Origin of the sequence: Parasphingorhabdus sp. SCSIO 66989 (assembly GCF_032852305.1) — a bacterium.
Taxonomy (GTDB): Bacteria; Pseudomonadota; Alphaproteobacteria; order Sphingomonadales; family Sphingomonadaceae; genus Alterisphingorhabdus; species Alterisphingorhabdus coralli.
Window position 1 is genome coordinate 1,843,795 of record NZ_CP136594.1, and the last position, 13,039, is coordinate 1,856,833.

Consider the following 13,039-nt stretch of genomic DNA (forward strand, 5'->3'; position numbering starts at 1 on the left):
TTAAGGGCGATGGAGTGGACCTCTATCATTGCGATTTATCTGCTTTTCTGGGTGATGGCATTCATGGTCGTGCTGCCCTTTGGCATCAAGACGCATGATGAACTCGGTATGGCCAAAATACCCGGACAGGCGGATAGCGCGCCGGGCAACTTCCGCCCCGGACTTGTGGCTATACGCGCGACCATAGTGTCGGCAATCGCTTTCGGTCTGTTTTACCTCAACTATACCAATGGCTGGATTACGACCGAAGATGTCGACTTGTTTGCCTGCGCGCCAAGCGTGACGATGGGCGAACGGACTTTGCTATTGCTGTATTGATCGGCGGAACCGCCCACTAGAGTCGATTTCATTTACAATTGATCGTCATTGCGAGGAGCGAAGCGACGCGGCAATCCAGAGCAGGTGCGTGTTGCCCTGGATTGCTTCGCTACGCTCGCAATGACGGGTTTCAAGCTAAGTGAAAAACAGTCTAGCGAAAGCGCTCAATCGCCTGGGCCAGCGCAACATACAGCTTGCCTATATCTGACGACAACAGGGCCACACTGAATGCCTCACCGTTACGCGTGGAGAGCAAGTCTCGCAGCATCGCCTCAAAATCGTGGATATAGCGGTTCACCGTCTCGCGAAATTCCGGTTCCTGCTCATAATGGCTGGCAATCTCGCGCACTTCTCCAGCGCTCAGAAGGCGGACGGCACGGCGGGTAAAGACGCCACGGTCGCCCTTGAGATAAGCGGCCCAGGCGGTGTCGGTAACATCATTGGACAGACTCTTGGTGATGTCTATCGACGCCGAATTGAGCGATTCCGTGATCAGCGCCAGATTGCGAGTAAATTCCTGATCGGTGTGCATTTCCGCGCGCTCGCGCGCATGTTCGACTCGGCTTTCCAGATTGGCGGTCAGCGCATCGACCTTGCCTAATTGATCGACCAATGAGGTTGAGGCTTCGCGGGTGGCGCCCAGGGCCTGATTAAGCGCCAGTTGCAGCTTGCCGATAACCTCTTCCGACTTACCGCGCATTGCGGTTTCCAGCACTGCTTCGCTGCGCTCGCCCATGGTTGCGGTTAAAGCGGTAATAACCTCTTCAAGCCGCTTCTCGACCTCAGAAAGGCGCTCTTCGGCATTATCCCGAATATCCTGAAACGCGCTCGACAATTGCGCATGGCTCTCGGTTGAGACGCTGTTCATCCGCTCGCTTAGTGTTTGCAGCGTGGCATCGGCATTTTGCAGTGCATCGCTGTTGCGCGCAATAAAGTCGCTGAAATCGCCGCTTATACGCTGAACATGCTGCTCCTGATCGGCAAGAGCGACCATGTTGTTCTCCAGCAGCTTCTCCAGATCACGGCCATATTGCATGACCATTTCCAGTTCCTGACGCGATTTCAGGCCATGCTGCTCGCCGCGTTCCAGCGTTGTTGATAGTGTCGCGACCTTGTCCTGTATGTCCTTGCCCAATTCGCTGGACAGCGCCGCTGTACGTTGACTCAGCACTTCACCCTGCGAGGTCAGCTGTTCCGTAGCGGCATGAGATTTTTCCAATGCCTCGGCAACGCTGGCGATTTCATTATTCAGCGCAGAGACTGCGAAGGCGATTTGCGCGGTGGTCTGGCTGGCATCATTGTCCATCGTCCCGATGTCCGAGCGTATCGCTTCCAGCTTGGCACCCATGGTATCGATTATTGCGGCGATGGCATCACCTTCAACCTGACGCTGTTGCGACATGGCTTTGATCGCCTCGTCATAGCGGTCGATATTGTGCTGCAAGGCGCTCGCGGCTTCGTCGAGACTGGAGTTGAAGCTCTGTGCAAACTGGTCGAGTCCGGTCTGCGCCGCTTCCTGTTGCTCGCTAAGCTTTTGCGCCGCGGTCTCGCTATTGTCGATAAGCTGTTGCGACGTATTGGTGCTGCTGATTTCCAGCGCGGTGATGTGGTTTTCCCATTGGGTGAGGGCGCGGGAAATGCGCTCATTGAGCGCGTCTACCTGGGTGGTGCTGGCCTGACCAAATTCATTGATCTTCTTGAAACCATTGATCATGTCGCGGATCTGGCCCTGCGCCATACGCCCGGCATTGCCGATCTGGTTGGCCATATCCTTTGCCGAGGTGGTTACCACCGGCATATGTTTGCGCAGTTCCTCCAGATTATTGGTTGCAATGGTGCTGACTTCGGCGATGGACTGCATGGATTTATCGCCACCATCAATCATATCGCGGACATTCTCCGCACGCTCGGTCAGTCGGTCGATGGCAGAGCGACCAAGGCTGTCGAGCTGGGTCGACTGGTTGTTGATAAACTCGCGCGCCATGGACAGTTCGCTATTGGTCGTGCGCAAGCGCTCGTCGAGCAAGTGGCTGGCCTCGGCAATGCCGGTGACCTGCTGCTCAAAATAGCGCGCATCGGCGCGGCGCCTGCGGCTCACCAGCATATAGGTCACCAACAGGATAAGCGGCGGCCCGGACCATGCAGACAGCATAGCGGTGGCGCTTTGCGGCGTTACCCCGCTGACCCAAAAATCAATATTGGCCCAGAGATAGAATCCTGTCCATGCCAGCGCCAAAACCGCGCAGATTATAGCAGTATTACGGCTTGGCGCATCTGTGCCTGCTTCTGCTGCGGCTGCTTCCTCAGACTCATGCCATTGGTCATCAAGGCTGGCACCTTGCTCAGGCGCAACCTGTTCGTCGCTCGTATCGAGTGTCTGTTCCACGCGCACTTCCTCATCGCCTTCGGCGGCGCAGTCACCAATAGGGTAAATTTTTGGGTCTATAGACATGGCTAAGCTGTACTCGCGCGGCAAAAATAGCACAAGTCTCAAGCGATTGGCAGTTTGGTCTCATTTGGTGGCATTGTCGAACCGCAAGCTTTGCTTAACCGATTACGATTATAGCTCCTGCTATGGCGGAGTATCACTCAGATTTCAGCCTTCTACGCGGTTCGCCGCTGGGCGATGATCCTGCACTTATCGAGGAGTTGCACTCGGCCTTGGCCGACAGCGTCGGTCGGCAAGTCGATTTGCTGGCGCGGGCACGGTGCGATGGAAACTGGCACATAGCGGCTGCGCGTCTGGCAGGCCTTGCCGCCAGTTTCGGCGTCGATCAGTTGGCGGCGCTGGCGAGCGAAGCGGAAAGCGCTGCGCCCGGAGATCCGGTGATTATCGCCAAATTGCGCGCATATCTTGCCGAATTGAGGGCGGCGTTAGCACAGACTTAGCGCCATTAGCGCAGTTTGCGTTCCACAGTTGTTCGCTCCGCCTTGGCTGTGGCATAGCATTGTCCAAACAAGACAGAATCATTTGGACAAAAGCAATATGCGCATAGCGCTAATTTCCCTTTGCCGCGAAGTATCAGGCGACGATGCAGGCTACTCCGGACTGTTGCCGATCGGCAATGACAGCCTGTTGGCCTATCAGATCAGCCTCGCCAAACGGGCAGGGGCTGACATGGTCCTTTGCCATGTCGACACAGTTCCGGGCGATTTGATGCGGCATGAAAAGATGGCGCTGGCCGGGGGCATGCAATGGCAGACCATACGCCATTTCGGCGATCTGCTGGCGAATGTCATGGCTGATGATGAGCTGTTGGTTATCGGCGACGGGATTTATCATACTATTGCTCTATTTGATAAATTCCTCGCAATTGATGCTCCATCGGTGATGGTGGCGCAGGTGGATAACGATGATCAGGGGTTTGAACGATTAGACCTTAATCATGTCTGGGCTGGGCTGTTGCTGGTCAATCGCGAACAATTAGACGGTCTCAGCGATGTGCCGTCGGAATGGAGCCTGGAATCTGTGCTGTTGCGCAGTGCGATGACAGGGGAAGCACAGTCATTCATGGTTCCGGGCGATGCGATGGACCATGGCGATGTTCGCCCGCTTGAAGGCGATGACGTCTTGAAGCAGATACACAAAGGCTTCCTCTCGCAATCCCACGACGGCGATCCATCATTCAACCATCCGCTTAGCGACATGCTTGTCACACCACTCACACGTGCCGCCGCAAACTGGATATGGGGCAATAGGTCACGTGGCGGATGGCTGGTGGCTTCCGGTATGATATTGCTGGTCGCCATGCTGGCCCTGTTTGCAGTCAAATGGTCCATTATGGCGGCGATTATTGGCTATTTCGGTTATCTCGCTGTCCGCATTGCCCGCCTGCTCGATCAGCCGGTCCCCAGCCTTAAAGCCACTGCGTACCATGGGCGTGCTATAGCTATGTTGGTGAGTCTCGGCATTGGACTGTCGCTCTATACCGATATGGTTACTATAGCCGTACCTTATACTGCCCTCATCTGGCTGTCTTTGCAGGGTTTTTCTTCGTACTTTGCGCCATTGCCAAAATGGAAGGCGGTGGCTTTTGATCCGCTGGTTTTGGCGGTATTAGCCGCGACGGCAGCCGCATTTGGTCAACTTTTGATTGCATTTATGGGGCTAACCCTCGCACAGGCGGCTATGCTTTTGGTCCAGAGTGAGAGTAAAGCCTAACCATATCTTAACCAACGCCAGATAAGGCCGCAGGATGATCGAGGAGCAGCCCGAACAGCCTGAAAATGCAGGTGAAACCGCGCGTCGAGCTGTTGATGCGGTGGGTCCGGCTTTTGTCGCAAGTGAGTTGCAGCTGGCGCTGTTTCGTTCAGATATTCTCTACATTCCGGATCAGGTCCGCGCCCGAATCTATGGCTTTATGGATGAATTATGGCGCTCCTGCTCCGCGATGATTGATGGGATTGTCGATGATGGCGAGCGGACCGTGGTCAGCAAGATGGCTGCGCGCGAGAATCTTCCTGATAAGGACAGTCTGATTGCGTCGGTGTTTATTGATCCGGCTTGCTTGGTTTTGCTGTTTTCTCGGGCATGCGAGGTTAATCTCGTCCAATGCTGGGCCGATGCTGGGCAGGCTGTGGCGGAATGTCCACCCGTCTGGCGTAATCGTGAGACGGCAGATCATCAGCAGCTGATCAATTCGCAGTCGCGATTTCTAACTAATGCCGAATTCATGCGATTGGACAGCGCGGAGTTTTCCGCGCTGCAATGGCGGCGTATAGTCTTGCGCTTTGCCGATGTTATCAGCCTGCATTGTGATGCTGATGCCACTGAGATGCGTGATACGATCCAGCAATTACTCGCCGATCATGATGAATCGCAGGCGCGATTGACACAGTTTGCCATGTATGTTGACGGCAAACGGGCCGAGACGCTTACCCATGCGCATTGGCAACAAAGCGGACCGACACTTTTCATGTTGGAACTCGCAGCGCGGTTGAATGTGCCTTATGATGCTCTCTTGGTCGCCAGCGCTATGCGCGATCCGGCTTTATTTGCACTGGCTTTGCGGGCCGCGGATGTCGCAGCGCAGGATATTGTGTTAATCATGGGCGAGACGCCTTTGGCTGCTGTGTGGTTTTCTTCGGTTACCAAGGCGCAGCAACATGCCGCGATGATAGCACGGCATGACCCGGCAGCAGCGCACAAGGCGCTGTCCGCTTGGTCGGATAATGACATGATCGCCGGTGAGGCTGTATTTGACCACTGGCCCTGGACGATGACCGTATGAACGATCAGCAAACTCCATCAAAAGCCTCTGCCATGCGGGGAAGTTTGTTGCTAGACCGTGATGACAACGTCATTGGCGGCGATCCGGCGGTGATCGATTATCATCTGATGCAGGGGGGAGAAGAGGGCAGTTGCCTAGCGATTCCGGCATTGCTGCATCTCGTTGCGACCGCGCGTGGGCTGGATATGAAGCTACACCGGCGTGTTACTTTTCCTGCTGGCAAGCGTGATATTACTGGCTGGGCTTCTGTCCATCCGGGCGAGCGCGATACCATGATACATCTTAGCCAGATCAGGTCTGAGCGGCGATTTGTGGAGGCCGGGCCTATTCCGTCGCAATTTGCTCTTAAGTTGGTGGCGGATATCTGGTTTAATGTCGATGCAGAGCATCGCATCCTGTCGGTGCATAGGCAGAGAAGTCTGAATCCGGATATAGGTCCTTCGCTGTCATTCCTCGACTCCGCTCAGGGTCATCTGTGGCACAGCATATTGCGACCCGCCACTGATGAGGATTTGATAACGCTGTATCAGCGTGGGCAATGGCCAGCCTGGCAGATGCTCGACGGCGCGAGGGTGCAGGCTGTTGAGGCCCCAGAGCAGAATTGGACCTTACGGATTTTTCAAAAGAATGAGGGAACGCTCTTTGAATGGCTGCTCCTGCCAGATAGCGGGATTACCCAATCTAAGACTGTTGAAACGCCAATCTCGAGTACAGATAGCGGGCAATCGCAAAACGACAATCGCCTGTTTGTCGACAAGGTAGCTCCGGCGCTGCGTGGGCCGGTGGGGCGGATTATGGCCAATGCCGAATCCATTCGCGATCGTGCCAATGGGCCACTGCGCCGCGATTATGTCAGCTATGCGGGTAACATCGCCGATGCAGCGGGGCATTTGCTGGCGCTGATTGAAGATGCTTCGGCGCTGGAGGAAGTGGACAGTCCGCAAGTGTCTCCGGATATTGAGGATATTGACCTTGTCGATATCGCGCGGCGTGCCGCTGGACTGCTCTCGGTTAAGGCTAAGGCGCGCAACATAAAGGTCGATTGCCCCGCGACCGATGAACAGGTGCTGTGTCGTGCGGATTTTCGCAGGGTGCTGCAGATCGTGCTTAATCTTCTGGGGAATGCTATTCGCTACAGCCCAGAAGACTCTATGGTCTGGCTACGCGCAGAGGATGACGGTGATGTATCGCGTCTGATTGTATCGGATCAGGGCAGCGGCTTGTCCAAGGAAGAACAGGCCATCATCTTTGACAAGTTCGAACGTCTTGGCCGCAGCGATGATGGTGGCAGCGGGCTGGGGCTCTATATCTCACGGCGACTGGCGCGCGCGATGCAGGGCGATATCATTATTGACAGCGCCCCCGGTCAGGGCGCCCGGTTCATATTGGAATTACCGAGCGCCTGAAGCGATTAATCCAATTTGGTTATCCGTTCGCCTCGAGCGAAGTCGAGAGGCCGGTGCGCGCCGAGGCAGTGTCTCGACTGCGCTCGACACGAACGGTGAAGACGATTTAGCGTTTATCCAGCGGGATATAATCGCGCTGTGTCGGGCCGGTATAGAGCTGACGCGGGCGGCCGATTTTCTGACCGGGATCAGAAATCATCTCATTCCACTGTGCAACCCAGCCCACGGTGCGGGCTAGCGCAAACAGCGCAGTGAACATGGTGGTCGGGAAGCCGATTGCTGACAAGATCACGCCTGAATAGAAGTCAACATTCGGGAACAGCTTCTTCTCTTTGAAATAGTCGTCGTTGAGCGCCATTTCCTCAAGCTGCCGTGCGGTTTCAAACACTGGATCGGTGACCTTCAGCGCATCAAACACTTCGCGCACCGTTTCCTGCATCACTGTCGCGCGCGGGTCATAATTCTTGTACACGCGGTGACCGAAGCCCATCAGACGGAACGGATCATTCTTGTCTTTGGCGCGCTCAATATAATGCGGAATTTTGTCGGGCGTGCCGATTTCGCGTAGCATGTTGAGCGCCGCCTCATTGGCGCCACCATGCGCCGGGCCCCAGAGACAAGCGATACCCGCCGCGATACAGGCGAACGGATTGGCACCCGAAGAACCGGCGAGACGCACGGTTGAGGTCGAAGCATTTTGCTCATGGTCGGCATGCAGGATGAAGATCCGGTCGAGCGCACGCTCGATCGCCGGATGTATTTCATAGGGCTCTGCCGGCACGCCAAAAGTCATACGCAGGAAATTGCCGGTATAGGAGAGCGAATTATCAGGATAGAGAAAAGGCTGACCGATGGAATATTTATAGGCGGCGGCTGCGATGGTTGGCATTTTTGCAATCAGGCGATGGCTCGATATCTTGCGATGTTCCGGATCGGCGATGTCTGTGGAATCATGATAGAAAGCCGACAACGCGCCGACAACGCCGCACATAATCGCCATCGGGTGCGCGTCACGGCGGAAACCCTGATAGAATTGCATCAGCTGTTCATGCAGCATGGTGTGGCGGGTAATGGTATAGGTAAAGTCGTTCAGCTCATCCTGTGACGGCAATTCGTCATTGAGCAGCAGATAGGCAACTTCCATGAAACTGCTATGTTCGGCGAGCTGGCCGATGGGATAGCCGCGGTGCAGCAATACGCCTTCGCCGCCGTCAATATAGGTCAGACCGGATTCACAACTCGCGGTGGAGGTAAAGCCGGGATCATAGGTGAAGGCCCCGGTCTGGGCATAGAATTTGCGGATATCGACAACTTCGGGGCCAACACTGCCCTGATGCACGGGCATGTCGAGATTGGCTCCGTTCAGATTTACCGTTGCGTTCTTATCGCTCACGCAAATTCTCCTTCATATTGTCTCAAAAGCGTTTTCACATTTGGTCCGCGATACGCGCCAGGGATTCATCGCGGCCTAAAAGGACCAGAACGTCAAAGATACCTGGCGAGTTACTCTGGCCGGTCAGGGCAGCGCGCATGGGCTGCGCGACCTTGCCAAGGCCAAGTCCTTCATCGTCGGCTAGCTGTTTAACGATTATCTCAAGATTTTCCAGCGTCCAGTCGCCAGTAGAGGCCAATTTTTCATGGATTTTGCCGATTATGCCCTCTGCCGCAGCGTCAAGCGCCTTTTGCGCCTTTTCATCCGGTGCCAAAGGGCGCTGGGCGAACAGGAAACCGGCACCATCGGCCAGCTCATGCAGCGATCGTGCGCGTTCTTTCAAGACCGGCATGGCTTGCAGCAGCAATTCCGGGTCGGCATTGGCAATCATCGGCGTAGCAATCTCGACCAGTCGCGCATCATCGGCTTCGCGGATATAAATGCCATTGAGATTGGCGAGCTTTTTCGGGTCAAAGCGTGACGGGGATTTGCCGACATTATCGAGCGAGAACAGCTTGATCGCTTCCTCGCGGCTGATCTTCTCGGTGTCACCATATCCCCAGCCAAGCCGCAGCAGATAGTTGAACAAAGCTTCGGGCAAAATGCCCATTTCATCGCGATAGGCGTCCACACCCAGCGCGCCATGGCGTTTGGAGAGCTTGGCACCGTCATTGCCATGGATTAGGGGGATATGGGCATAGACCGGCTCTGGCCAGCCCATGGCGCGGATCAGCGCCAATTGGCGGAAGGCGTTGTTGAGATGATCATCGCCGCGGATGAGATGGGTGACGCCCATATCATGGTCATCAACAACAACGCTGAGCATATAGGTCGGCGTGCCATCAGAGCGCAGCAGAACATAATCGTCGAGCTCTGATGCCTGCCAGCTCACTATGCCCTGCACCGCGTCTTCAATTTCCAGCTTGCCCGATTGCGGCGTTTTCAGCCGTACCACATAGGGTGCGCCTGCGGGTGCTTCGGACGGGTCACGGTCGCGCCAGCGACCATCATAGCGCATCGGCTTTTTCGCCGCGCGCTGCTCCTCGCGCATCTGTTCCAATTCTTCGGGCGTGGCGAAGCATTTATAGGCATTGCCGCTGTCGAGCAGCTGTTGCGCCACTTCGGCATGGCGTTTGGCACGCTGGCTCTGAAATACCGTTTCATCGTCCCAATCGAGGCCGAGCCAGTCAAGGCCGTCGATAATCGCGTCAATCGCTTCCTGGGTGGAGCGTTTTTTGTCGGTATCCTCGATCCGCAGCAGCGCCTTGCCGCCATGATGCCGGGCGAACAGCCAGTTGAACAAAGCGGTGCGCGCGCCACCGATATGCAGAAAGCCGGTGGGCGAGGGAGCGAAACGGGTAACTACCGGACTGGTCATAGCCTGATGCCGCTGACCCTTGCGGTCTGGCGGACTTCCTTTCATGATCGTTTTGGGCCTGAAATGGCGGAAAGGTGTTGGAGAATTGGGGGCTCCCTAACATGGCGATTGCGATCCGACAATTCCCGATATGGGCCGATCTGGCGCATCGCTGGCGGACGCTACGGCCAGCGCTTTTGGCATGGGCGAAAGAGGATGCGAAACAATGGCCGCTGGTCATTCCGCTGGCCTTTGCGACCGGGATCGGAGCGTGGTTTGCGCTGCCGGTGCGCGAGCAATGGCTTGGGTTGATTATTGGGGCAGTTCTGGCTGGTATGACGCTCTGGATGCTGGCTACACGCTGGCCGATAGCGGCGCGGTCCCTGCGCTGGTGCGGGGCCGGTTTGTTGATAGTGGCAGCGGGGACGCTGACCATCTGGACAAAATCGGAGCTGATCTCTGAACCGTCATTAGCCTCGCCATGGATCGGCACGATGGAAGGCGAGGTCGTCCAGCGCGAGATTTTGGCGGCGCGGGGGATGGAACGCTATGTTGTAAAGATCGCACAGCCTGAAGGTTTGCCATCAAAGGTGCGGATCAATGTGCCATTTCGCCTGGTGGAAGACAAAACGACTACGGTTTTCACAGGTGATCGGATCAGACTGAAAGTGCGCTTGATGCCGCCGGGGGAACCGGCTTTGCCTGGCGGCTATGATTTCGCACGTCGTGCCTGGTTTGCTGGACTGGGCGCTACCGGGAGCGCGCTCACTGCACCGGATGTTCTGGAGAGCAGCGGGCAGGGCGGTATTGCCAGTCTTCGCAGCCGGTTGTCGCAGCATATCCAGAGACAGATACCCGGATCCGAAGGCGCTATAGCCGCCACTCTCGCCACCGGCGATCGCGGCGGCATATCCGAAGCCGATGCAGAAGCGATGCGGCGTAGCGGTTTGGCGCATCTGCTGGCGATAAGCGGCCTGCATGTCAGCGCGTTGATCGGTGCGGTGTTTCTGTTGGTGCTGAAACTGTTGGCATTGTCGCCGACATTGGCTTTGCGTTGGCGCTTGCCCGTTGTCGCAGCCTTTGCCGGGGCGCTGGCGGGGATTGCCTATACTGTCTTCACCGGCGGCGCCGTTCCCACCATACGCGCCTGCATCGCTGCGCTATTGATTCTGTTAGCGTTGGTTCTGGGACGCGACCCCTTTTCCCTGAGACTGATCGGTTTTGCGGCGCTGGTGATATTGCTGATCTGGCCTGAAACACTGGTAGGGCCGAGCTTCCAACTCAGCTTTGCTGCGGTGGTGGCGATTATCGCGCTCTATGATGCACCGCTTATGCGCCGCTGGTCCGCCGAGCGCGATGAGAAGCAATTCGGCCTTGTGCAGCGCATAGGGCGCTTTGCTTTGCTGCTGTTTCTCACCGGGCTGGTCATCGAGATTACCTTGATGCCGATTGCACTCTACCATTTCCACAAAGCCGGCATTTACGGCGCGCTGGCTAATATTGTCGCTATTCCACTGACCACCTTTGTCATCATGCCGTTGGAAGCCATGGCGATGTTGGCGGACAGCATAGGATTGGGCGCACCGTTCTGGTGGCTATGCGGCAAAGCCATTGGACTGCTGTTGAGCCTTGCGCATTTCGTTTCGGAAAGCCCGGGAGCGATTATCCGCTTTCCCGCAATTAGTATCTCGACCTATCTGCTTGCGATAGTGGCGGGGCTGATCCTGTTCCTGTTGCGCAGTCCGTTGCGTTTGCTCGGCCTGGTTCCGGCTGCTGTTGCTGTGATCCTGATGCTGGCAACACCACGTCCCGACCTGCTGATTGCGAATGATGGACGGCAGATAGCAGTGCGCAGCAAGACATCGGGGAGTGGCGATTTTGTGCTTCTGAAACCGGACTCGGAATCCTTCACCACCGATATGATGCGCGAGCAGGGCGCATTTGAAGATGAGCCTGTGGGACTTGATCAATGGCCAGAGGCGCAATGTTCTCGCGAATTTTGCAGTTTTGTTCTGACACGATCAGACCGCGATTGGGTGGTATTGGTTAGCCGCAAAAACGAATATGTCCCCAAACGCGCGCTTGCTGCAGCTTGTGCCCGAAGCCATATCGTGATTGCAGGACGCTTTTTACCCGGCAGTTGCCGCCCGCGCTGGAGAAAACTGGACCGGCGCTATTTGCGCCAGAGCGGTGGGGTGGCCATCTATCTTGATGATACGCGCATTGATCAGGTTGCCGATAGCCGATCCGATCATGGCTGGAGCTATGATCGCTAGATCAGGAATTTTAGTGCGCACAAAGCCACAAAGTCACTAAGACGTTATGATGGGAATACCTCTTTGTGCCTTAGTGGCTTTGTGTGAGATATGACTATGTCGAGAAAGCCGCTAGGGCTGAACTTGTCGAAGCCCGCTTCTCAACATAGTCCAAAGCAGCAAGACGCCCTTCGACAAGCTCAGGGCTAGCGGTTTAGCATAATCGCCATGTGCACGAATATGGTGCGATTTCGGGACGGCCTGAACCTAATTATACCGTCGCAATAGCCCCGCTAACTGCCCCTGAATCTGCACTTCATCAGCGCGGTAGATTTGTGGCTCATAGCTGGCGTTAGCCGGGTCGAGGCGGATGGTGTTGTGGTCACGCCGCAGATATTTCAGCGTCGCTTCCTCGCCGCGCACCAGTGCCACGACAATCTGTCCATCACGCGCGGTGTCGGTGCGGCGGATCAGGGCAAAATCACCGTCGAAAATCCCGGCTTCGACCATCGAGTCGCCGGAAACTTCCAGCGCATAGTGATCGCCGCTGCCGAGAAGGGCGGCAGGAACAGGCAGTACTGACTGGCCCTCGAGCGCCTCAATCGGTGCGCCGGCCGCGATGCGTCCGTGCAGGGGAATTTCGAGCACATCATTGGAAGCATCGGGGATTGAGACATTCGAGCCGACCAGATTGCGGTCTGCACCGCCCATGGTGACCGAGGGTGCAGGGGTCGCTGTTCCGCCTTCGGGTAGCTTCAACACTTCCAGCGCGCGGGCGCGATTGGGGAGGCGGCGGATAAAGCCGCGTTCTTCCAATGCGCTCACCAGACGGTGCACACCAGATTTGGATTTGAGATCAAGCGCTTCCTTCATCTCTTCAAAGGACGGCGAAACGCCGCTGGCTTCGAGCCGGTCCTGAATGAAGCAAAGCAGTTCGTGCTGTTTACGGGTTAGCATTTGTCCCTCCGCATGAAACGAATAGGGAACAATTATGAAACAAAAGTGATCAAGTCAAGTGGGAAGTTTTCGTATCGCGAAAA

General features: G+C 56.1%; 10 protein-coding genes. 6 read left to right on the forward strand and 4 right to left on the reverse strand.

Going from position 1 to position 13,039, the window contains the following annotated elements; translation table 11 throughout:
- The first annotated feature begins 9 nt into the window (after positions 1 to 9).
- The gene (locus RB602_RS08665) at positions 10 to 318 is read left to right on the forward strand and encodes a DUF1467 family protein (protein WP_317080163.1); all 309 of its coding nucleotides are present in this window, start codon (positions 10 to 12) and stop codon (positions 316 to 318) included.
- 151 nt (positions 319 to 469) lie between these two features.
- Here RB602_RS08665 and RB602_RS08670 read toward each other — a convergent pair whose 3' ends face one another.
- Positions 470 to 2,770, reverse strand: coding sequence for a hypothetical protein (locus RB602_RS08670; RefSeq protein WP_317080165.1), 2,301 nt, complete (start codon positions 2,768 to 2,770; stop codon positions 470 to 472).
- A 122-nt stretch (positions 2,771 to 2,892) separates the two neighbouring features.
- Here RB602_RS08670 and RB602_RS08675 point away from each other — a divergent pair, with 122 nt between their 5' ends.
- The 4 genes from RB602_RS08675 to RB602_RS08690 all read left to right on the forward strand — a co-directional run bounded on the left by RB602_RS08675 (position 2,893) and on the right by RB602_RS08690 (position 6,955).
- The gene (locus tag RB602_RS08675; RefSeq protein ID WP_317080166.1) at positions 2,893 to 3,207 is read left to right on the forward strand and encodes an Hpt domain-containing protein; all 315 of its coding nucleotides are present in this window, start codon (positions 2,893 to 2,895) and stop codon (positions 3,205 to 3,207) included.
- A 97-nt stretch (positions 3,208 to 3,304) separates the two neighbouring features.
- Positions 3,305 to 4,480, forward strand: a complete 1,176-nt coding sequence (locus tag RB602_RS08680; protein WP_317080167.1) for a hypothetical protein — start codon at positions 3,305 to 3,307, stop codon at positions 4,478 to 4,480.
- Between the two features lie 34 nt (positions 4,481 to 4,514).
- Positions 4,515 to 5,549, forward strand: a complete 1,035-nt coding sequence (locus RB602_RS08685; protein ID WP_317080168.1) for a hypothetical protein — start codon at positions 4,515 to 4,517, stop codon at positions 5,547 to 5,549.
- Positions 5,550 to 5,581: 32 nt separating this feature from the next.
- Positions 5,582 to 6,955: a sensor histidine kinase gene (locus RB602_RS08690; protein WP_317080169.1), complete on the forward strand. Its 1,374-nt coding sequence runs from the start codon at positions 5,582 to 5,584 to the stop codon at positions 6,953 to 6,955.
- 106 nt (positions 6,956 to 7,061) lie between these two features.
- On the opposite strand, the gene RB602_RS08695 is transcribed toward RB602_RS08690, so the two are convergent.
- Entirely contained in the window at positions 7,062 to 8,300 is a 1,239-nt protein-coding gene (locus RB602_RS08695) for a citrate synthase (RefSeq protein WP_406568416.1), read from the reverse strand.
- Positions 8,301 to 8,382: 82 nt separating this feature from the next.
- Entirely contained in the window at positions 8,383 to 9,765 is a 1,383-nt protein-coding gene (gene gltX / locus RB602_RS08700) for a glutamate--tRNA ligase (protein WP_317080171.1), read from the reverse strand.
- A gap of 101 nt (positions 9,766 to 9,866) precedes the next feature.
- Here gltX and RB602_RS08705 point away from each other — a divergent pair, with 101 nt between their 5' ends.
- A complete protein-coding gene (locus RB602_RS08705) occupies positions 9,867 to 12,020 on the forward strand; it encodes a ComEC/Rec2 family competence protein (RefSeq protein ID WP_317080172.1) in 2,154 nt (717 codons plus the stop codon).
- Positions 12,021 to 12,266: 246 nt separating this feature from the next.
- Here RB602_RS08705 and lexA read toward each other — a convergent pair whose 3' ends face one another.
- On the reverse strand, positions 12,267 to 12,956 hold the full coding sequence (lexA, locus tag RB602_RS08710) for a transcriptional repressor LexA (protein WP_317080173.1): 690 nt from the start codon (positions 12,954 to 12,956) through the stop codon (positions 12,267 to 12,269).
- Between the last annotated feature and the right edge of the window lie 83 nt (positions 12,957 to 13,039).

What these genes read in the sequence shown, in the direction of transcription:
- RB602_RS08665 (WP_317080163.1), top strand. Translation starts at nt 10, where the DNA reads ATGGAGTGGACCTCTATCATTGCGATTTATCTGCTTTTCTGGGTGATG.
- RB602_RS08670 (WP_317080165.1), bottom strand. Translation starts at nt 2,770, where the DNA reads ATGTCTATAGACCCAAAAATTTACCCTATTGGTGACTGCGCCGCCGAA.
- RB602_RS08675 (WP_317080166.1), top strand. Translation starts at nt 2,893, where the DNA reads ATGGCGGAGTATCACTCAGATTTCAGCCTTCTACGCGGTTCGCCGCTG.
- RB602_RS08680 (WP_317080167.1), top strand. Translation starts at nt 3,305, where the DNA reads ATGCGCATAGCGCTAATTTCCCTTTGCCGCGAAGTATCAGGCGACGAT.
- RB602_RS08685 (WP_317080168.1), top strand. Translation starts at nt 4,515, where the DNA reads ATGATCGAGGAGCAGCCCGAACAGCCTGAAAATGCAGGTGAAACCGCG.
- RB602_RS08690 (WP_317080169.1), top strand. Translation starts at nt 5,582, where the DNA reads ATGCGGGGAAGTTTGTTGCTAGACCGTGATGACAACGTCATTGGCGGC.
- RB602_RS08695 (WP_406568416.1), bottom strand. Translation starts at nt 8,300, where the DNA reads ATGCCCGTGCATCAGGGCAGTGTTGGCCCCGAAGTTGTCGATATCCGC.
- gltX (WP_317080171.1), bottom strand. Translation starts at nt 9,765, where the DNA reads ATGACCAGTCCGGTAGTTACCCGTTTCGCTCCCTCGCCCACCGGCTTT.
- RB602_RS08705 (WP_317080172.1), top strand. Translation starts at nt 9,867, where the DNA reads ATGGCGATTGCGATCCGACAATTCCCGATATGGGCCGATCTGGCGCAT.
- lexA (WP_317080173.1), bottom strand. Translation starts at nt 12,956, where the DNA reads ATGCTAACCCGTAAACAGCACGAACTGCTTTGCTTCATTCAGGACCGG.